This is a genomic window from Clostridium boliviensis, assembly GCF_033342255.1.
In the GTDB taxonomy this organism is placed as follows: domain Bacteria; phylum Bacillota; class Clostridia; order Lachnospirales; family Lachnospiraceae; genus Lacrimispora; species Lacrimispora boliviensis.
The window spans coordinates 373,111-391,616 of record NZ_JAWONS010000240.1; the positions used below are offsets into that span (position 1 = coordinate 373,111).

23 protein-coding genes are annotated in these 18,506 nt (G+C 42.6%); 5 read left to right on the forward strand and 18 right to left on the reverse strand.

Annotated elements, in window-relative coordinates; genetic code table 11:
- Positions 1-6: 6 nt before the first annotated feature.
- The 5 genes from RZO55_RS16495 to RZO55_RS16515 form a co-directional block, all read right to left on the reverse strand.
- Positions 7-783, reverse strand: coding sequence for a tetratricopeptide repeat protein (locus RZO55_RS16495; protein ID WP_318065339.1), 777 nt, complete (start codon positions 781-783; stop codon positions 7-9).
- A 34-nt stretch (positions 784-817) separates the two neighbouring features.
- Complete coding sequence (locus RZO55_RS16500; RefSeq protein WP_318065340.1) at positions 818-1,255, reverse strand: dUTP diphosphatase; 438 nt, start codon at positions 1,253-1,255, stop codon at positions 818-820.
- Complete coding sequence (scpB, locus tag RZO55_RS16505; protein ID WP_318065341.1) at positions 1,233-1,910, reverse strand: SMC-Scp complex subunit ScpB; 678 nt, start codon at positions 1,908-1,910, stop codon at positions 1,233-1,235. The genes RZO55_RS16500 and scpB overlap by 23 nt, the downstream gene beginning before the upstream one ends.
- Positions 1,903-2,709, reverse strand: coding sequence for a segregation and condensation protein A (locus RZO55_RS16510; protein WP_318065342.1), 807 nt, complete (start codon positions 2,707-2,709; stop codon positions 1,903-1,905). The genes scpB and RZO55_RS16510 overlap by 8 nt, the downstream gene beginning before the upstream one ends.
- Positions 2,710-2,787: 78 nt before the next feature.
- Positions 2,788-3,663, reverse strand: a complete 876-nt coding sequence (locus RZO55_RS16515) for a metallophosphoesterase (protein WP_318065343.1) — start codon at positions 3,661-3,663, stop codon at positions 2,788-2,790.
- 169 nt (positions 3,664-3,832) lie between these two features.
- Between RZO55_RS16515 and RZO55_RS16520 the strand changes: the two genes are divergently transcribed.
- Positions 3,833-4,090 carry a helix-turn-helix domain-containing protein gene (locus RZO55_RS16520; RefSeq protein WP_318065344.1) on the forward strand — a complete coding sequence of 86 codons (258 nt, stop codon included), beginning with the start codon at positions 3,833-3,835 and terminating at the stop codon, positions 4,088-4,090.
- 37 nt (positions 4,091-4,127) lie between these two features.
- On the opposite strand, the gene RZO55_RS16525 is transcribed toward RZO55_RS16520, so the two are convergent.
- The 3 genes from RZO55_RS16525 to RZO55_RS16535 are packed head-to-tail and all read right to left on the reverse strand — an operon-like array spanning position 4,128 to position 6,565.
- Positions 4,128-5,360: a serine hydrolase gene (locus RZO55_RS16525; RefSeq protein ID WP_318065345.1), complete on the reverse strand. Its 1,233-nt coding sequence runs from the start codon at positions 5,358-5,360 to the stop codon at positions 4,128-4,130.
- Between the two features lie 29 nt (positions 5,361-5,389).
- Positions 5,390-6,061 (reverse strand): NUDIX domain-containing protein, encoded by a 672-nt coding sequence (locus tag RZO55_RS16530; protein ID WP_318065346.1) that lies wholly within the window; start codon positions 6,059-6,061, stop codon positions 5,390-5,392.
- Positions 6,062-6,085: 24 nt separating this feature from the next.
- Positions 6,086-6,565, reverse strand: coding sequence for a COG2426 family protein (locus RZO55_RS16535; protein WP_318065386.1), 480 nt, complete (start codon positions 6,563-6,565; stop codon positions 6,086-6,088).
- 224 nt (positions 6,566-6,789) lie between these two features.
- Here RZO55_RS16535 and RZO55_RS16540 point away from each other — a divergent pair, with 224 nt between their 5' ends.
- A complete protein-coding gene (locus RZO55_RS16540; RefSeq protein ID WP_318065347.1) occupies positions 6,790-7,452 on the forward strand; it encodes a phosphatase PAP2 family protein in 663 nt (220 codons plus the stop codon).
- Between the two features lie 46 nt (positions 7,453-7,498).
- On the opposite strand, the gene RZO55_RS16545 is transcribed toward RZO55_RS16540, so the two are convergent.
- On the reverse strand, positions 7,499-8,518 hold the full coding sequence (locus RZO55_RS16545) for a glycosyltransferase family 2 protein (protein WP_318065348.1): 1,020 nt from the start codon (positions 8,516-8,518) through the stop codon (positions 7,499-7,501).
- A complete protein-coding gene (locus RZO55_RS16550) occupies positions 8,515-9,306 on the reverse strand; it encodes a CPBP family intramembrane glutamic endopeptidase (protein ID WP_318065349.1) in 792 nt (263 codons plus the stop codon). Before RZO55_RS16550 ends, RZO55_RS16545 begins: the two co-directional genes overlap by 4 nt.
- A gap of 173 nt (positions 9,307-9,479) precedes the next feature.
- On the opposite strand from RZO55_RS16550, the gene arcC reads away from it, so the two are divergent.
- Entirely contained in the window at positions 9,480-10,418 is a 939-nt protein-coding gene (gene arcC / locus RZO55_RS16555; protein WP_318065350.1) for a carbamate kinase, read from the forward strand.
- A 57-nt stretch (positions 10,419-10,475) separates the two neighbouring features.
- Here arcC and RZO55_RS16560 read toward each other — a convergent pair whose 3' ends face one another.
- A complete protein-coding gene (locus tag RZO55_RS16560) occupies positions 10,476-11,030 on the reverse strand; it encodes a PhzF family phenazine biosynthesis isomerase (RefSeq protein WP_318065351.1) in 555 nt (184 codons plus the stop codon).
- 41 nt (positions 11,031-11,071) lie between these two features.
- Here RZO55_RS16560 and RZO55_RS25920 point away from each other — a divergent pair, with 41 nt between their 5' ends.
- Positions 11,072-11,134 (forward strand): hypothetical protein, encoded by a 63-nt coding sequence (locus tag RZO55_RS25920; RefSeq protein WP_369293221.1) that lies wholly within the window; start codon positions 11,072-11,074, stop codon positions 11,132-11,134.
- A gap of 66 nt (positions 11,135-11,200) precedes the next feature.
- Positions 11,201-12,058: a delta-lactam-biosynthetic de-N-acetylase gene (gene pdaA, locus RZO55_RS16565; protein ID WP_336624315.1), complete on the forward strand. Its 858-nt coding sequence runs from the start codon at positions 11,201-11,203 to the stop codon at positions 12,056-12,058.
- Between the two features lie 78 nt (positions 12,059-12,136).
- Here pdaA and RZO55_RS16570 read toward each other — a convergent pair whose 3' ends face one another.
- From RZO55_RS16570 to RZO55_RS16600, 7 genes are all read right to left on the reverse strand, one after another.
- Positions 12,137-13,162, reverse strand: coding sequence for a zinc-binding alcohol dehydrogenase family protein (locus tag RZO55_RS16570; RefSeq protein ID WP_318065352.1), 1,026 nt, complete (start codon positions 13,160-13,162; stop codon positions 12,137-12,139).
- Between the two features lie 53 nt (positions 13,163-13,215).
- On the reverse strand, positions 13,216-13,926 hold the full coding sequence (locus RZO55_RS16575; protein ID WP_318065353.1) for a GntR family transcriptional regulator: 711 nt from the start codon (positions 13,924-13,926) through the stop codon (positions 13,216-13,218).
- A 147-nt stretch (positions 13,927-14,073) separates the two neighbouring features.
- The gene (locus RZO55_RS16580; RefSeq protein WP_318065354.1) at positions 14,074-14,544 is read right to left on the reverse strand and encodes a NanQ anomerase/TabA/YiaL family protein; all 471 of its coding nucleotides are present in this window, start codon (positions 14,542-14,544) and stop codon (positions 14,074-14,076) included.
- A 19-nt stretch (positions 14,545-14,563) separates the two neighbouring features.
- Entirely contained in the window at positions 14,564-15,574 is a 1,011-nt protein-coding gene (gene yiaK / locus RZO55_RS16585; protein ID WP_318065355.1) for a 3-dehydro-L-gulonate 2-dehydrogenase, read from the reverse strand.
- A 22-nt stretch (positions 15,575-15,596) separates the two neighbouring features.
- Positions 15,597-16,874 carry a TRAP transporter large permease gene (locus tag RZO55_RS16590; RefSeq protein WP_318065356.1) on the reverse strand — a complete coding sequence of 426 codons (1,278 nt, stop codon included), beginning with the start codon at positions 16,872-16,874 and terminating at the stop codon, positions 15,597-15,599.
- On the reverse strand, positions 16,871-17,371 hold the full coding sequence (locus RZO55_RS16595; RefSeq protein WP_318065357.1) for a TRAP transporter small permease: 501 nt from the start codon (positions 17,369-17,371) through the stop codon (positions 16,871-16,873). Before RZO55_RS16595 ends, RZO55_RS16590 begins: the two co-directional genes overlap by 4 nt.
- Before the next feature lie 18 nt (positions 17,372-17,389).
- The gene (locus tag RZO55_RS16600; RefSeq protein ID WP_318065358.1) at positions 17,390-18,406 is read right to left on the reverse strand and encodes a C4-dicarboxylate TRAP transporter substrate-binding protein; all 1,017 of its coding nucleotides are present in this window, start codon (positions 18,404-18,406) and stop codon (positions 17,390-17,392) included.
- Positions 18,407-18,506 lie beyond the last annotated feature (100 nt).

Below are 18,506 nucleotides of genomic sequence, written 5' to 3' on the forward strand. Positions count from 1 at the left end.
TCCAACCTATCTAGACTCCAAAAATGTAATTTCCCGTTGTGCTTCCTCATCCGGCCCATGCAAAGAAACGTACTGCTGCATGAAATCCAGTGCTTTCTTAAACTCTCCCTTACGTTCATAGGCAACTGCCGTGTTAAACAACAGCTCTGGTACGCTTGATGCTTCCGGTTTAGAAAGGCCGGTCTGAAATGCCAGAAGCGCCCCATCCCAGTCTTTATCTGCCATCTTACATAATCCCATACGGTTATAGAGCATAGGACCTGCTTCTCCTGCTGCTGCGGCACCTTCATAAAGAGTCATTGCATCTGATGGAGATCCCGCTTCTTCCATGGCTGCTCCTGCTGCTAAAAGGGCATTCATTCTTCCAGGAGCTTTGTTGTCCGGATCCAGTTCCATGCTTCGGTTATAATCGGCTATGGCACCGTCATTATCACCTGCACCGGCTCTGGAAGCGCTGCGCATGTTTAAATACTCAGGCTTTTCCCCATCAATTTTAATTAATATATCATAGCTGCCGGCCGCGGCCTTAAAATCACCAGAAAGATATTCCGCTTCTGCCCTGTATTTTAATACATCAATGTCAAGCTTGCCTACCAGTCCCTTCTTAGTGTCAATGGCCTGGTTTAAGGACTGTATAGCTTCCTTGTAATTACCTTCATTTAACGCCTTTATTCCGTCATCCCGGTACGTATACCGGCTCACTTTTTCTCCGCATCCGGATGACATTGTAAGAATCAGAGTAAGAACAATTAAAAGCGTTCCATATCCGGTTTTTCTTTTCATGTTAATATCTCCAACTTTCACAAATCTATCAATGTTATTGAATTCCAGTGCTTCCGTGTCCGCCCCGGTCCTCGTGCTCCATAGAGTTAACTTCCTCAAAGCAGATCGCGGGCTGATGCTTCGTTATACGGAACTGGCAGATCCGGTCATTGATATGAATTACTGTATCCCGAAGTGCATATGCAGGAAAAAACCACTGGTCATTCTCTCCGCAGTAAGTCTCATCAATGATACCCATGCTGTTGGTCTGAATAATTCCGTAATTTTTATACGTACTGCTTCTTGGAACCACATGGGCTTCATAGCCGGCAGGAAGTTCCATGGCAATGCCAAGAGGAATCAGTTTAAATTCACCGGCTTTTAACTCCATTTCTTTTGCAGCCCGTAAATCAATCCAGTCGGATTTGCCGTCTATGTATCTCAGTCTCTCTATTTCATCTGTAAAATATTTAATCTTTATGTTCGCTGTCAATGTATTCCTCCTGCTTTGCATCACTGTTTTCTTCCACTGAAAGCAATAATCCGCTTCCGGATAGTTCTTCTTCCACTTCCATACGAATCTCCGCTGCTACCAAAGGATCTGCAGCCGGTAAATTCTGAGTGGAGCCAATTCCAAATCTTCTCAAAAATTCTTCCGTCGTTGCAAAAAGTGCGGGACGCCCCGGCGCATCTAAGCGTCCAACCTCATAAACCAGATTATATTCCACCAGCTTGTTTACAGCATGGTCCGACTTGACACCTCGGATCTTCTCAATCTCAAGCTTCGTAACAGGCTGTTTGTAAGCAATGATGGAAAGTGTCTCCAAAACCACTTCTGATAATACCTGCTTTTTGGGTGTACAGGCAACCCTTATTAAATTCTCGTAGTATTCCGGGCGGGTACACATCTGATAGCTGTTCTCCAGCGCAATAATCTGCATTCCCTTCTTTCCCGTCTCATACCGCTTCATCAGCCGGAGCACAGTTTCTCTGGCTGTTTCTTCATCCTGCCCGATGGCTGCAGCCAGCCGGCCAAGCTCAACTGAATTCCCCATGGTAAAAAGAACCGCCTCAATGACCGCTTCCCATTTCTTTTCTTCTTTTGCGCTCTTTGCTGACCTGTCTGTTGTAAGAGTTTCTTTATCCATTGACTTTCTCTTCCTCTCCCAGATCCGTAAAATCCAGTTCCCCTTCCCCGCCCTCCGGCTCCAGGGTCTCAATCATCATATCATCAAATAAATGCTCCTGGGTCAAGGCGATCTTGCCGATCTTCATGAGCTCCAGAAGCGCTAAAAAAGTTACGACTACTTCAATCCGGTCAGATTGTCCTTTAAGCATCCTCCGGAAGGAGAACTTCCGGTGCTGTCTGGCAAAATCCATAACTGATGCTATTTTATCCTCCAGGCTGACTGCTTCCTTGCGGATATTCCCAAACCGGCTTCTGATGGGATCCACACGGTCCTGCGTCCGCTTCGTCACCGCCCGGAAAATCTCCTGCAGCTTTGCCAGAGTCAGACCATCAAGAAGCTTGTCCAAATCGATAGGAGGTTCATATTTAGATACCTCTGCCGGAACGGTAGGTGTTTTGAATAACAGCCGGTCTGCGCCTACCTCCCGGTCTCTAAGCTCTGACGCCATATATCTAAAATACTTGTATTCCAGAAGGCGGGCAACAAGCTCTGCCCTGGGATCCTCTTCCTCCCCTTCTTCATTAACCTCTTTGGGAAGAAGCATGCGCGCTTTAATATCGATCAGCGTCGCAGCCATGACGAGAAATTCACTGACAATATTTAAATCCTCTGTTTCCATATGTTTCATGTAATCCAGATACTGTTCTGTAATGGTTACAATGGGAATGTCATAGATATTCACCTTGTTTTTATCAATCAAGTGAAGAAGCAGATCAAGTGGTCCTTCGAAATTGTCCAGTTTATAAGAGATTCCCATATATTCCTCCAGAGCTGATTAAAAGCATGCTAAAAAGCAGTATACCAAATCCAGACCAATCTGTAAATATATGGAAGGTCAAATTGAGGATTTCGGTTTTAAATCCACCACAACTACCTGAGGCTTGTTATTTAAGCGGATATTTATGGAATGGGTGCCCAGGCCTCTGCTTACAATCATATATTTCCCATCTGTTTGAAACGTTCCTGCGCAGCAGGGATTAAAAAACTGATATTGGGGAGTCATAACTCCTCCCAGAAACGGAAGGCGTATAGTCCCTCCATGGAAATGACCGGACAGGGTTAAATCAGCTCCCCAGCTTTTATAAGTTTTAAAATAAAGCGGGGAATGGGACAGCAAAATCTGAAACCGTTCCTTTGATGCCTTCCCTGCTTTTTGTTCCAGTTCTTCCGGAAGAAGCCGCTCCGGCAGAAAATCCTTATAGCAGCCTTCCTTTAGATCAACACCTGTTATGGCAATATCCTTCCGGTATAATTCCGTCCGGTCCTTTAAAACTATTACACCCAGCTGTTTTAAGCTGTTTTCATACGTATCATACTGGTCACCATAGACCAAACGTTCCCGGTCCATGCGGTTTTCATGATTCCCATTGCCATAAAAAACCGGATAGCGGTTAGCCAGCTTCTCCATCAGTTGTAAACTAACCCTGGTATCCGCTGTTTTTTTTACAACCATCATATCACCGCCGGCCAGCACCAGATCCGGATTCTCTTGATCAATTGCCTGAAGAAGCCTTTTATTGTCTTCTCCAAAGCAATGACTGTGAAGGTCCGAAAGAAATACAAGCCTTACGTTTTTTCCGATCTTACTGCTTTCCAGAACAGTTCTCTCCACAGAAAGCTGTTCTCTTTCGTATTCCGAACGCAGCAGAGATACTGCGCCTGCAGCAGCACAAAAAACTCCGGCAGCAAACCACATCTGATTATTCCTCATCTTCTCTCATTCCTTTTTTTACTGTCCTTTCATAATACAATGAAAAGTCAGCCTCCGTCAAGTCCGGGACTTCCATAATTACACCTGCATCCAGTATGATAGAAACCAATTATGGATAATATGCAATACTGGATAATCAAGGTTTAATAAGAATGTGAGGTGACTAACTATGATTGTTTATGACAGACTGTGGGAAACCATGAAAAAGAAAAACGTCAGCCAGTATCATCTGATCAAATATTGCAAGGTCAGCGCCGGTCAAATCGGGCGGCTTAAAAAAAACAATTTCGTATCCACTCATACGATTGACATGCTGTGCAGAATTCTGGACTGCAGCGTGGAAGAAATTATGGAATACCGGACCGATATCTGCGATATTGCTGAAAGGTCCTGTGATACTGCCCAAGAGGAAAATAAAGAACGTTAGAAAAAGAGCCGTACGGCTCTTTTCTTATATCGTCCTCTTATGAAATCCAGACACCAGAAGCATTAAGACGGTATCCATCAGGTGTTACCGTATCCCTTAGCATAACACCGTCACTGCCCAGATAATACCACTTCTCATTGGTTTTCACCCAGTCATTGCATGCCATGGTTCCGTCAGTACGGTAATAATACCACCTTCCCTCTGACTGAACCCAGCCGGAGGAAGATTTCGCTGCTAATTGACTGCCGCCTGTCCCCTTTAAAGCAAATCCATAATCAAGAAGTGCCTTTGTATCGTTATAATGAGTGGATTTACTTTTCATAATCACCACAATTAAGCGTACTCCATCCTTCTGTGCATATGTAACCAGGGTATTGCCTGCCAGGGAGGTGTATCCGGTCTTTCCGCCCACCACACCGGGATAGTAACGGGAGTCTGCGGAATTAATCATTTTATGACCCATGGTTACGGTCCTTGCACCAGCCTTCTTCGTGGCCGGAATCTGATAGCGGACAGTCGAGCATACCTTTCTGACCATGTTATTTTGAAAAGCAGCTCTTGCAATCAGTGCCATATCATGGGGTGTCGTATAATGATTGGAATTATTAAGTCCGTTGGGGTTGACAAAATTCGTATTGGTGCAGCCAAGCTCTTTTGCTTTTGCGTTCATCAGCAGGGAAAAAGAGCTGATACTTCCGGATACATGCTCAGCAAGACCGTTGGCCACATCATTGGCAGACCGAAGCATCAGTCCATAAAGACTTTGCTCCACTGTCAGCTTGTCACCTTCCGTCATATTCAAAGTGACTGCTCCTGCCTCCAGATTTGTGGTGGCAGTTTTGGAAAAGGTAACCGTGTCGGACAGATTCGTTCGTTCTGCCACTAAAAGCGCTGTCATCAGTTTAGTGATACTGGCAGGGTAATACTTTGTCTCACTATTCTTAGAATAAAGAAGCGCTCCTGTATCAGCATCCATTAATACCGCTCCCTCAGAAGAAATCTGGGGTACACTTACTGTAGAAGTTTGTGCAGCCGCCGCTGTGGAAGTCTCTGCAGAAACCACTGCAGGAGTCTCCTGGGACTTTGTGCTGTCTGTAATCTGCTCTGCCTGCCCGCTTTTAACCGAGCTCGGTCCGTCTGCCATCTGTGTATTACTGGTTGAACCGGGAAACGGCTGAACCATGGGTATCTCTGTTCCATAACAGATGCTGGAGGTGAGCAGAGAAAAGCCAATTACCAGACTAATCAGTCTGCATGTTTTTTTTGTCATAACCTATTATCTCCTGTATCGTTAATATGTTAATCCTCTTTTTCCAACTCTTCCAGCCGGTCCATTGCAATATTTAGAATTTCGGCATGATCAAATGCCAGTTTCTCCTGATCCAGCATATCAATTGCAGGAAGAAGTTCAATGTCTGTATCCTTTTTCCACATCATACCATCCCGTTCAAAGGTTTCTGTTATCCGGTAGCTGATAAAAATATGTTCGTCTTCATTCTCAATGGTAAGCGCATATGTCGCGCCGTTTTCAAGGTCTGAAAGCTTCTTTTTTGTCACTTCAAACCAACAGGCTTTTCCGGCATCATCACCTGCCTGAACCTGTAACTGGTCCTTTGTAACAGCCGCTAAGTAAGAAACGGAAATCACTCTTGTTCTGGGGTCCCTTTTTACACTTCCCCAGGTATAAAGCTGTTCCATGTAGATTCCTTTTAGTCCGGTTTCCTCAAACAGCTCCCTGGCTGCGGCGTCTTCCAGGGATTCATCCATATTTACAAATCCCCCTGGAATTGCCCACTCACCGATATAGGGATGGTTTTTCCGTTTAATGAGAAGAATTTCTGTCTTCGACTCCTCCTGGTCCCATGCAAAAATCAGCATATCTACCGTTACGGACGGGCGTTCGTAATCTCCCGGACGGTATTGTAATAAAAACTCTTTTTCCGTCAGTCCTTCTTCATTCTTTCGTTCCATTCTGCCCTTCTTCCTACCAGTTTTTTAAAATATAACGGATTGAAGCGCTCCAAGAATTCCTGCACTGGCAAGTCCCATAATAAGCCCTGCCAAAAGAACGCCTCCCATCACAGCTAAAACACTGGATTTAAAATCAATATCAAGCAGGCTGGCTGCCAATGTGCCGGTCCAGGCACCAGTACCTGGAAGTGGAATGCCAACAAACAGCAAAAGAGCAATAAACAATCCTCTTCCGGCTTTCGCCTGCAGTTTTTCTCCGCCGTGCTTCCCTTTTTTAAGGCACCACGTAAAGAAGCCGCCGATTATCGGCTTATCTCCTCCCCACTCAAGAACCTTCCGTGCAAACAAAAAGATGATCGGCACCGGAAGCATATTTCCAATAATTGCTATCAGATAAGACTGTAACAAAGGAAGTCCCATCACTGCAGAGTAAGGAATCGCTCCTCTTAATTCTATGAGCGGCACCATGGAAATTAAAAATACCATTATATATTTTTGTAACATCATTTATTCCTTTCAAAACAAAAGTCTGCCTATATACTATACACAAAGATGGACAGTCTATCAACAGTTTTATAAAAAGATTATATTTAAATACATGATTTGAAAGCTTTACTGAATAAAATATTAACATTTCTGAAATACTATTGTACTGTGAAATCGAGTATGATATAATCCTCAAAAGTTAATCAATGTTATCCCACGCAATTGACAAGAAGGGTGTTTTTATGAATATAAAACAGTTATTAACCAAATACCGGCATGCCTGGCTATTCAGTTATGCTTTGGTCTATTTACCCTGGTTTTTATATCTGGAAAAAACTGTGACCAGCAACTACCATATCATGCATATAGCCATTGATGACTATATTCCGTTTAATGAATATTTCATTGTTCCTTACCTGCTGTGGTTTGGTTATGTGGCTATCTCCATCTGTTACTTTTTCTTTTATGATGTAAAAGAGTATTACAGACTATGCACTATGCTTTTCACTGGAATGACCATCAGTCTGGTGATCTGCACCGTTTTCCCCAATGGAACGGATTTCAGGCCTTACATTGATCCGGGTAAGAATATTTTTTCTTTCATCGTAAAGGGGCTCTACTCTGCAGATACCTGTACCAACGTATTTCCAAGTATACACGTTTACAATTCCATCTGTGTACACATTGCGGTCTGCCGCAGCCAGCGTTTGAAAAATAACACTTTGTTACGGGCAGGATCCTTCATCTTAATGATCTTAATCTGTCTTGCAACTGTATTCTTAAAGCAGCATTCTGCTTTTGACGGACTCGGTTCCATAGCCATGGCATACATTATGTATCAGTTTGTTTATAGCGATTCTCTTGTACCAAAGAGAAAAAAGGTTTCCGAAAAAGCGATCAGTTAAAAAAAGGACCTTCCCACCTGCTGGGAAGGCCTTTTTAGATCTTACTCTAATTAAATCCGAAAAATTTCTGGGTCATTTTGTAGATGGCAATAGGGAATTTCATTCCGCCTTTACCAGGCAGATTGACTCCTTGTCCCAGGAATCCGTAACGCAGTCTTAGATAAAGCTTTAAATTCTGCTTTCTCAGACTCTGCCACAAATCTTCCTTTTTCTCCATATTTTCCTCTGTTCCGGACTTAATGGCAAGAATGGAGGTAATAACCATCATAATCTCTAAATATCTCACCATGTAACGGCGAAGTTTGCGTTGTTTTATCTTCGTCACATCATAATAAGAAAGCATCAGCTTAGTCACGCGGATCTGCTGGTCAATCCGCCCGATCATAACCTGTTCATTGACAGACTGATCATCTCTGCCTATAAAATAACGGTAAAAATTCACATTCAGATAATACATTGTTTTTACATGGGGAAGCGGTTGATAAACAAATATATTATCTACATAGAATGTATGTTTGGGTAATTCCAGCCCACACTGCTTAAGCAGCTCAGTCCGGTAGATTACAGAGTGCATCAGAATGTATTGTCCCAGCACAAAAACCTTTACATCATCCCAGTCAATTAACTCATTCTCAGGAAGTGCAGTCCGGTAATTCATGACTTTTTTCCGCTTTGATCCCTGTTTTTCATAAACAAAATTGCTCACCAGCATATCAAGCGTCTTCTCTCCAAAGACAAAGCGCCGGAGCGTGTTTAAAATTTCCATATAAGCAGATTCATCCACCCAGTCGTCGCTGTCAACTACCTTAAAGTAAATTCCGGTTGCATTCCTTAATCCTGCATTTACCGCTTCTCCATGTCCGCCATTCTCCTGATGGATCGCCTTGCAGATACCTGGATAGTTCCGTTCATATTCATCTGCAATTTCAGCTGTACTGTCTTTCGCAGAACCGTCATCTACGATAAGAATCTCTACTTCTTCCCCACCTGGCAGCAGGGAATCGATGCAGTGCCTCATATAGGATTCTGAATTATAACATGGAATTGCTACAGATAAGAGTTTCACACAATATCCTCCTTTAGGTTATTTTTCCTATAAATCCGGACAAAACAAATTGCAGTCACAAAGACTGCCGCAGCTATAACAGCTGCAGTAACTACAGCATGTTCTCTTTGAAACAGAAAATCGGACAGCTTTAAGTTCGTTATGAAAAGTGAAAATAGATTCGCTGAGATGTGAAGCATGCATGGTGCCAGCAAAGCTTTTGTTCTTTCATAAAGCCATGCTGCCGTAAGACCGATTAAAAATGCGTAAACTCCCTGGGGAAGATTTCCGTGGTAAAGTCCGAATAAGCCGGCTGATACCACAGCTGAAAGTCCAAAAGAGAACTTATCCCGCAGGGAAGCAAAGATCATACCCCTGAAAATCAGCTCCTCTGCTGCCGGAATGATTAAACCGGAAGCCGCAAGCTGAATCACAATCGGAGGAGTATACAGGGCATTCGCCGCTTCCTGATATGCCTTCGATATTCTGGTCAGTCCCATGAGTTCCACAATCGAATTTCCCAGAATGCAAAGAGAAACTCCAAGCAGCCAGATAAATATAAGACCACTTCCGGGCTTTAGGCTCTCTGCCGGGGAATATCCTCTTCTTTTCTGATCATAGAAGTAAATCCACAGCAAAACCGGAATGTTAAGTGCTGCAGATAATCCCGTAGCTAAAAGAGGTTCAATCGGAACCGACAGATACAGGAAAGTAGTAGTCAGCGTGTAGGTAAACAAGGGAAGAATCAGATGCAAAATGATTCCTGTCATACGTACCATTCCTTTCATTTTCTGTATCTTCTTAAACATTATACCATCAGTTTTCAGGATATCCACTTATTTTTTTTTAAATTATTTCTAAATTCTATTGAAATCTTTTCTCAAACCCCCAGTTGTCCGAAAGCGGTTGCTTTTTTCCTCTCCTGATACTATAATATTTCTATAATTTCTGACTAAAATACATGAAACTGAGAGGAAATGATATGGCTAAAAAACGTATTGTGATAGCTTTGGGACACCATGCTTTGGGAACCAACCTTCCGGAACAGAAAACTGCAGTAGCAAAAACTTCCAAAGTAATTGCAGATTTTATTCAGTCTGGCTGGCAGGTAGCCGTTACTCACAGCAATGCCCCACAGGTAGGAATGATCCATACTGCAATGAATGAATTCGGAAAACAGCATGATGGTTACACCTCTGCTCCCATGTCAGTCTGTTCTGCCATGAGCCAGGGCTATATCGGCTATGATTTGCAAAATGGTATCCGTGCAGAACTTATGACCAGGGGCATCTATAAATCCGTAGCTACCATTTTAACCCAAATGATGGTAAACCCCTATGACGAGGCTTTCTACACACCCATGAAACCCATCGGCCGTTTCATGTCTGCTAAGGACGCGAAGGAAGAAGAGGAAAAGGGAAACTTTGTGGAGGAGGTTCCTGGCAAAGGGTTCCGCAGAGTTATTGCTTCTCCAAAGCCGGTTTCTATCGTTGAGATTGATATTATAAAGGCAGTTATGGATGCAGACCAGATTGTAATCGCCTGCGGCGGCGGCGGAATCCCTGTTATGGAGCAGGGCTGCCACTTAAAGGGCGCCAGTGCTGTAATTGAGAAGGACAGAGCTGCAGGACTTCTGGCGAAAGAAATCGATGCTGATGTTCTGATGATATTAACAAACGTGGACAACGTAACCCTAAACTTCGGCAAGCCGGATGAAAAGCCCATCGGTCAGATGAACAGAGCGGAAGCTGCATCATATATAGAAGACAATCAGTTTGAATCCTCCTCTATGCTTCCAAAAATTGAGGCATCCTTAGATTTCATTCAGCACGGCAGGAATCGGAAAGCGGTCATTACTTCCCTTGAAAAAGCAGAGGAAAGTCTGATCGGAAAAGCCGGTACAGTCATAACGGAAGAATAAATACAGAAAGGATTTTTACCTGGTCGGGGAAACCGCCGGATAAAAATCCTTTTTTTGTTATAATTCCAATTCTGTTGAGAAGACAATCACTGCTCTGCCTGTAATTTTTACTTTTACCGGCTTTCCCTGTGCGATTAATACCTTAACTCCAATCTTTCCCATACGCCCGATGGCTTCCCCCTGTACCGCTTCAAACGCAAATTCCTCTTTCTCTTTACCAAACAGTCCGTACGTGATGAAGTAAGCCCCTAAAGGTCCGTTGGCATTTCCCGTCACAGGGTCTTCTGCAATTCCAATGGCCGGCGCGAACATTCTTCCATGAACAAGAATGGGGTCATCTGGGTGAAGTGTAAATACATAGTATCCATTGCAGCCGGTTCGAAAGCTGATTTCTGTGAGCTTTGCAAGATCTGGTTTTAATTGATGAAGCAGGTTTGGCTCTGTGATGCCAATCATTACTTTGGAATGACCGGTTGATGCTATGGCAATTGGGCAATCCTTTCTCTGTTTTTCTGCCGGAATTCCCAGAGCTGCCAGTATCTCCATCTGAACGGGTAAAGGCAGCGGATCTCCGACTTTCACCTCTCCCTGTGTCATGGTGATGGTGTCCAACCATACCGCCAGCAGTCTATTACACCCTGACAGAGAAAGGCATGGATTTACAAAACGTGGTCAATCAGATGAAAATCTGGGGAGAGAAATGGTCTGAACATTAATCCTTCTGCATATATTTCCGAAACTCTGTCATATATTGAAACAAACGTACATAACGGAGTTTTACTATGAAATGGTTCAACCGATTAAGACTGGCGGATAAAATCAGAACAGTTTCCGTTTCCCCTGAAAAGGGAAAGAACGCCCTGAAGATATTTCTGTTGTTGTTGTGCGCCTTTTATGCCGGGCGTATGGGAGCTATGCTGATTGGGCATCATCGTGCTGTAGAAGCTGCTGCAGAGGGAAACTGGGGATTAAGCTTCCAGCAGGAAGGGCAGCCGCCGGTAGCCAATGCCACCATGGATTATTTAAAACAGTTCAATGCTTATTATGCAGATAAAACCAAAGATAAGGTCCTGTATTTAACCTTCGATGCAGGATATGAAAACGGGAATACTGCCGGGATTCTGGATGCATTAAAAAAACACCATGCACCTGCCACCTTTTTTGTTGTGGGCAACTACATAGAAACTGCGCCAGATCTGGTGAAACGGATGATAGCAGAAGGGCACACAGTAGGTAACCATACTTACCATCACCCGGATATGTCCAAAATGAGTTCGAAGGAAGCCTTTGAAAAAGAGCTGGGTGACTTAGAAACATTATTTGAGCAAACCACCGGGCAGCAGATGAAAAAGTATTATCGTCCGCCTCAGGGCAAATACAATGAATCCAACTTACAGATGGCAAATGAGATGGGATATAAAACTTTTTTCTGGAGTCTTGCCTATGTGGACTGGTATCAGGATAAACAGCCTGCCAAGGAAGAGGCCTTTAAAAAGCTTTTAGGGCGGATTCACCCCGGAGCCATTGTGCTATTGCACAGTACTTCCAGTACGAATGCGCAAATACTTGATGAGCTCCTGACCAAATGGGAAGAAATGGGGTATCAGTTTAAATCTCTGGATCAATTAGTTGGTCAATAAAGAGATGGATGTTTAAAATAAAAAGAGTGGCGAACTCTTATAAAATAAGGCGCGCCACTCTTTTTTTAATAACTATACCTAAAATGTCAAAATTATCTTCATGGTTGATTCCGGCTCATTTTTCAATTTCTCAAAAGCCTTTTCTATCTCTGTAAAATGGAACCGGTCTGTAATAATCCTGCCCGGATCCAGCTTTCCGCTTTCAAACCATTCAATTACCTGAGGGAATTTATTATTATTGAGTCTGGAACCTCTGATATCCAGTTCTCTTGATGTGATCTGAAATTCCGTAATCGGTGTTAAGGTGTCATGGAATCCCATCGTAACAACCACCCCTCCGGAACGAACCGCTAACGCTGCCTCTTCCAGGGTTTTACCTACACACGCTGCATCTATGGCAACATCAGCACCGATTCCATCAGTAATTTCCTTTACTCTTGCTACTACATCTTCTTTTCCTGAATGAATGGTCTTAAACGCGCCAAATTCCTCTGCCCGTTTTAAACGGTCCTCTACCAGATCCGTCATAATGCATCTGGCACCAAGGATATTGCAGACCTGTAAAATGGTCAATGCGATCTGTCCGCTTCCGCAGATCAAAACCGTATCTCCCGCTTCCACTCCTCCCCGGGAAGTTACCTGCGCAGCTACCGTATATGGTTCCACGATTGCTGCTTTTTCCCATGGGATATCCTTACTGACGGCAAATACGTTCTTTGCGGGTACTTTTACATATTCCCCGTAGCCGCCATCTCTATGCACTCCCATCACCGATAAATTCGCGCATACATTTTCCCTTTTCTTCTGGCAGATCCGGCATGTTCCACAGCTGCATACCGGATTCACCACAACATGATCCCCGACCTTAAAATCCTTTATCCGATTAACATCTTTACCCATCTGCGTTATTTCGCCAGTAAATTCATGCCCAATTATACGGGGATATGTAGCAACCGGTGATGTACCTTTATAAATGCTGATATCGGAACCGCATATTCCAGCTGATTGAACCTTAATTATAACTTCATCTGCCTTTTCAATCACCGGTTTCGTATCATTTTGAACTTCTATAACTCCAGGATTCGTCACTCGTAAGACTTTCATTGTATATCCTTTCAAAACAGAGCAGGACTTTATAAAACCCTGCTCTGCCACTTTTATTGTTTTGTTTCAGACAACCGCTTTGCATTATCCTTAAAATATTCCGGATAAAGCTCTCTCATCTGAGATTCATCATCTACCGAATAACCGCTAAGATGCTTTTCCATACATTTCTTAGCCGCTTCTTTGTCCTTATTCCGGATTGCTTCCAGAATAGTTTTATGATCATTTACAATTTTTAAATCTTTTACAGCATTCAGACTCATATTCCGGACGCGGTCAAAATGGATGGACATCATATCTTTAATCATAAAGATATCCTCCTTTTTGCACATCTTGTATAACTTAAAATGAAATTCATTATCCAGCTGAAGCAGTTTACTATGCATGTGGCTCTCAGCACATACCTCCTGCATCTTCACATTCATTTCCAGTTCAACAATATCCTCAGGTCTGACAATATCGCATGCCAATTTTACTATAGCCACTTCCAGAACTGCCCTTAAGAATCTTGCCTCCTCTACCATATCCGTATCAATGTAAGCAATAATGCTTCCCCTCTGGGGATATACTTCTATAATTCTTGCCCTGTTCAGTTCCAGCAGAGCCTCTCTGACAGGGGTCCTGCTGATTCCAAGTTCTTCTGATAACTCATAAACACTGACCGGACTTCCTGGCTTTAATTCCATGGAAATAATATTTTCTCTTAACATTCTAAGCGCATACTCTCTGGCAGTTTCTTTCGCATATCGTGCAGTAATTTGCATGCAGTACCATCCTTATTTTAAATATTTATTTCTTATTTTAAAAAGACCATTACCGGACTTCTATCACATATTTTACCATATTTTGCATATGAAATCCAGATATATAACCTCGGACAGTCCTGTCCCCCCTGTGTATTTTTATAAGATTTACTTATCGCCGTCTATCTTTACTTTACAGATTATTTTTTTAACGAACTCAGATTTCTCTCCTGGATTACACAAAGGTTTATGAGGTTCATACGGCCACACCGCATAGAAATCCCCTCTACCAATGGTAATAGAATCCGTTGATTTACCAGGAAAAAATGTAATATCTGCTTCTTCATCATAACTGCAGGATTCTATATCCTGGGGAAGATCTGCAAGACAGCACATTTCCTTTCCCTTAAGTACATAATGGATATCCATGAATTTCTTATGAATCTCCATCTCAGCAGACGACTGATTTACCGTATCCTTAGATACCACGAATGCGGTCACCTGATCTTTTATGATTTCATATTTTCCATCCGGCATCTCAGCCTCATCTTTATGGGAATAAATGAACTTTAGGGCTGCCTTTATTCCGTCATCCGCAGAGATATAGCGATTCAAATGAATGATCTGATCCAATATCATAAGTTACCTCTTCCTGCCTTTATAAGGATTTTATCTCTTCCCATACACTGTCATCAACGAAAATACCGTTTGCATCATGGTCCTTCCGGAACTGGATATAATCTTCTCCTGGTGCGATAATGCCGGAAGACTTCTCTGACGGTTCAGAACTCTTGATATGTGCAATCGCCTTTTTCACTGTTTCAGACATCTCGTCCATAGTTGTAGTCTTATTAGGATCAATCACAATAATTACCTGAGAAGCGCCTCCGCAGCTTCCCATATTTTTCTGATCCAGATCTGCCGCACCAATTCCTCCTGTTAACGCTGAACCAAGGATATCAAGCATAAAGGAGAAACTGGATCCTTTCCAATAGCCGATGGGCATAATTCTCATAGACTCTTCAATTGCACCTGGATCATCAGTAACGTTACCATCTTTATCAAAGCCACCTGGGAACGGAAGTTTTTTGCCAGCAAGTCTTGTAACCTGGAGTTTTCCGTATGCATACTGTGAAATGGCCATATCCATCTGGATTGGATCTCCTCCGTCCGGACCTGGCATAGCCATTACAAAGGGATTGTTTCCAAGCTTACACTCTTTTCCACCCCACGGCGGCATGCAGGACTCTGTATTGGTCCACATGATTGCAATATAACCTTTCTTTGCTGCATGAAGTCCATAAGTACCGCCCCTCATCCAATGGGTTGTATTCTTAAGTCCCACCATGCCTATACCAAACTGGTCTGCAAGTTCCATCGCACGGTCTGTTCCCTTTAGAGCATTTAAAATACCAGGTCCCATATTACCATTCATGACCTCAATCGCTCCAAATGATTTTTCAACGGTTGGCTCCGCATTCACATCTACCCAGCCTTTTTTAATGTAGTCAACAAATCTTGACACACGGTTGGTTCCATGTGAATAAATTCCGTCATTAGTAGATTCGGTGTGAATTCTGGCGCAGATCTCCGCCTTCTCTTCACTTAATCCGTATTTCATAAATACTCTCTTTATTTCACCTTGTATTTCCTCAAATGACAATCTCATGTTCTCTTATCCTTTCTTGCTGTTAGCCATAAACCAGATTTGGTATAAATAGTACAATTTGCGGGAACAACGCCAGTATAACTAAAAGCGCTACAACCGCGATGATAAACGGCAACGATTCTTTGGTGTAGACTTCAACCGGACAATCCAGAATTCCACATGCCGTATACATCGTTACACCGATAGGTGGGGTCATGCCTCCCATTGTTACTAATATCATGAAAAGAATTCCAAAATGAACCGGATCAATTCCCAGCGTTGTCATAATAGGCAGGAAAATAGGTGTCAGAATCAATACGTTAGCAGTTGCTTCCATGAACATTCCAACGACAAAAACGAATACCATTACAATTGCCAGAACCACATATTTATTTGAAGAGATTCCCGAAATCAGTGCTGCCAGCGTCTGAGGAACCTGACCGGTTACAAGTGCGTAGCCAAATGCATTGGAGCAGATGATAATAAACATAATAACTGCCAGATCTACTCCTGTCTGCTTTAATACGTGAAACAGTTTCTTAAGAGTCAGTTCTTTATAGACAAAGATTCCAACCAGAAACGCATATACTACAGCAAACGCACCAGCCTCTGATGGTGTAAATAACCCAAAACGAATTCCAACAATTAATATAATCGGAAACATGATAGCCCAGATATTATCTGCAATCCCAGTAAATACATCCTTTAATGACGGTGCCTTTTCAAACTCTTTTGCATAATTTCTCTTTTTGGATGTAACATGAACTGCAATCATCAGGAAAATGGTCATAAGCAGACTGGGGATTACACCGGCCATAAACAGACGTCCGATGGAGACTTCTCCTGTTACACCATAAAGAATCAGTCCAACGCTGGGAGGAAAAGTTGCTGTGATCAGACCACCCATTGCCAGGATGGCTGCTGTAAAGCCTTTATTGAAACCACGTTTTTCCATATCGGGTCCAAGAATCCGGCATTCCATAGCTGCATCTGCAGTTGCAGAACCGGAGATTCCACCCATCAGCAGACTCAGAACTACGGATACCTGAGCCAGACCGCCAAGCATGTGACCGGTAAGTACAGTGGAAAATTTAATTAACCGTTTTGTGATACCGGTCTCATTCATCAGATTACCTGCAAGAACAAAAAACGGAACTGCCAGCAGTGAAAAGGACTGGGTACTGCTTACCATTCTCTGTATTACGATCTGTACCGGCACCTGCTCTACCACAAAATATACCAGACTTGATATTCCAACGGAAAATGCAACCGGCATACCAATTGCTAATAAGAATACAAACGTTAATCCGAGCCAAATCACAGGATATCCCCTCCTTCCGCTTCTGCTTTTACAAGATTTGTATAGTCCTTCTTTATAAAGTTGCCTATATACTTTCTAATGTTTGCAACCACAGTAAAAATCATAAGAAGACCTCCTACGGGACCGCTTGCCGTTGCAAAAGAATAGCTGATGGGCAGTGTATTAAACTTTCTCTGAAAGTTGGTAACACACAAATTGGTTCCGTAATATACTACAAAAGCCAGAAAGCAAAGCATCAAAATGCTGTTGAAAAGGTAAATCCCATTTCTTACTTTAAGTGGGAAACGGTTGACCAGCATATCAACACCCATATGCCTGTTTTTCCGAATTGCCAGATCTGCTCCTATAAAGCAGACCCAGGCAAAGGTAAGTTGTGCCAGATCTGTGGACCATGACATATCAACTCCAAAAAATCGTAATACTGCCGCCGAAAATACCAATATAATCAGCAGCGATAATCCGATGCTTTCAAAAATCTCTTCCACGTGTTCTAACATTTTAAAAACTCCGTTCTGTTATTTTCCAAGTTCAGCTACTAATTTGTCCTTTAATTCACGATAGCCCAGTTCATCGTAAGCCTTATCTGCGGCTTTCTTAAATGCTTCCTTGTCACAGTCCACAACTTCTACACCGCCATCAATGCATTTCTGAAGAAATTCATCGTCTTTTTCAATGACAATTGAGGAAGCATTCTTACCGGCATTATAAGATTCTTCTTCCAGAATTTTCTGATAATCTTCCGGTAATTTGTCAAACCAGTCATTTGAGATTACCAGTCCGGTGAGCAACTGGAAATGACCTGTTAATGTAACATAATCTGTAACCTCATAGATACTTGATCCAACCGCTGCGGAGTTATGTACTTCCACACCTTCAATTACCTTCTGCTGCAGAGCCTGATATGCTTCGGACCAGGCAAGAACTGTTGTATTGGCTCCCATTGCTTCCAGTGATTTTGTAACTACATCAGAGCCTGAACTTCTGATTCTTAAACCATTCAAGTCTTCCGGTTTGGAAACGGGAGTCTTTGTAAAGAGGTTTCTGCTGCCCTGGTAATAGTTAAAAGATAAAATTTTAAAACCATCATTCTTAAACTCATCTGCAAGATCCTTATATACAGAAGTATTCATAAGTGCCAGTGCACCCTCGTAATCATCAGCAAGATATGGACCGCTTAAGATACCAAAATCCTTAATATAATTAGCCATACGTCCGGGATCTGTAATAATTCCTACACCTGCACCAACCTTAGCCTGCTCTAAAACATCTTCGTCTGCACCGAGCTGGGATCCGGAATAAAGTTCTACCTTTACATTCCCACCTGTCTTTTCCTCCACATTCTTCTTAAACTGTTCCAGTCCTAAATAGATCGGATCTGCTTCCGTTAAAACAGTACCTACTTTTAACGTATATGTCTTTGTTTTTCCACCGGAACCTGCTGATTCACTTCCACCGTTTGATGCAGCGCCGCATCCTGTGGCTGTAACTGCCATAGCAGCGATTAATAATGTTGCCATAATTTGTTTTCTCATATGAAATCCTCCTCATTAATATGTTACTAACATACTAACATATTAGTATGTTAGTGTCAATATGTCTCTATTGCACATTTTTTTAATGTTTTTTTATGCA

Bases quoted from the DNA above. Each gene is read 5' to 3' on its own strand.
- RZO55_RS16495 (WP_318065339.1), bottom strand. From the start codon at position 783: ATGAAAAGAAAAACCGGATATGGAACGCTTTTAATTGTTCTTACTCTG.
- scpB (WP_318065341.1), bottom strand. From the start codon at position 1,910: ATGGATAAAGAAACTCTTACAACAGACAGGTCAGCAAAGAGCGCAAAA.
- RZO55_RS16510 (WP_318065342.1), bottom strand. From the start codon at position 2,709: ATGGGAATCTCTTATAAACTGGACAATTTCGAAGGACCACTTGATCTG.
- RZO55_RS16515 (WP_318065343.1), bottom strand. From the start codon at position 3,663: ATGAGGAATAATCAGATGTGGTTTGCTGCCGGAGTTTTTTGTGCTGCT.
- RZO55_RS16520 (WP_318065344.1), top strand. From the start codon at position 3,833: ATGATTGTTTATGACAGACTGTGGGAAACCATGAAAAAGAAAAACGTC.
- RZO55_RS16525 (WP_318065345.1), bottom strand. From the start codon at position 5,360: ATGACAAAAAAAACATGCAGACTGATTAGTCTGGTAATTGGCTTTTCT.
- RZO55_RS16530 (WP_318065346.1), bottom strand. From the start codon at position 6,061: ATGGAACGAAAGAATGAAGAAGGACTGACGGAAAAAGAGTTTTTATTA.
- RZO55_RS16535 (WP_318065386.1), bottom strand. From the start codon at position 6,565: ATGTTACAAAAATATATAATGGTATTTTTAATTTCCATGGTGCCGCTC.
- RZO55_RS16540 (WP_318065347.1), top strand. From the start codon at position 6,790: ATGAATATAAAACAGTTATTAACCAAATACCGGCATGCCTGGCTATTC.
- RZO55_RS16550 (WP_318065349.1), bottom strand. From the start codon at position 9,306: ATGTTTAAGAAGATACAGAAAATGAAAGGAATGGTACGTATGACAGGA.
- arcC (WP_318065350.1), top strand. From the start codon at position 9,480: ATGGCTAAAAAACGTATTGTGATAGCTTTGGGACACCATGCTTTGGGA.
- pdaA (WP_336624315.1), top strand. From the start codon at position 11,201: ATGAAATGGTTCAACCGATTAAGACTGGCGGATAAAATCAGAACAGTT.
- RZO55_RS16570 (WP_318065352.1), bottom strand. From the start codon at position 13,162: ATGAAAGTCTTACGAGTGACGAATCCTGGAGTTATAGAAGTTCAAAAT.
- RZO55_RS16575 (WP_318065353.1), bottom strand. From the start codon at position 13,926: ATGCAAATTACTGCACGATATGCGAAAGAAACTGCCAGAGAGTATGCG.
- RZO55_RS16580 (WP_318065354.1), bottom strand. From the start codon at position 14,544: ATGATATTGGATCAGATCATTCATTTGAATCGCTATATCTCTGCGGAT.
- yiaK (WP_318065355.1), bottom strand. From the start codon at position 15,574: ATGAGATTGTCATTTGAGGAAATACAAGGTGAAATAAAGAGAGTATTT.
- RZO55_RS16595 (WP_318065357.1), bottom strand. From the start codon at position 17,371: ATGTTAGAACACGTGGAAGAGATTTTTGAAAGCATCGGATTATCGCTG.
- RZO55_RS16600 (WP_318065358.1), bottom strand. From the start codon at position 18,406: ATGAGAAAACAAATTATGGCAACATTATTAATCGCTGCTATGGCAGTT.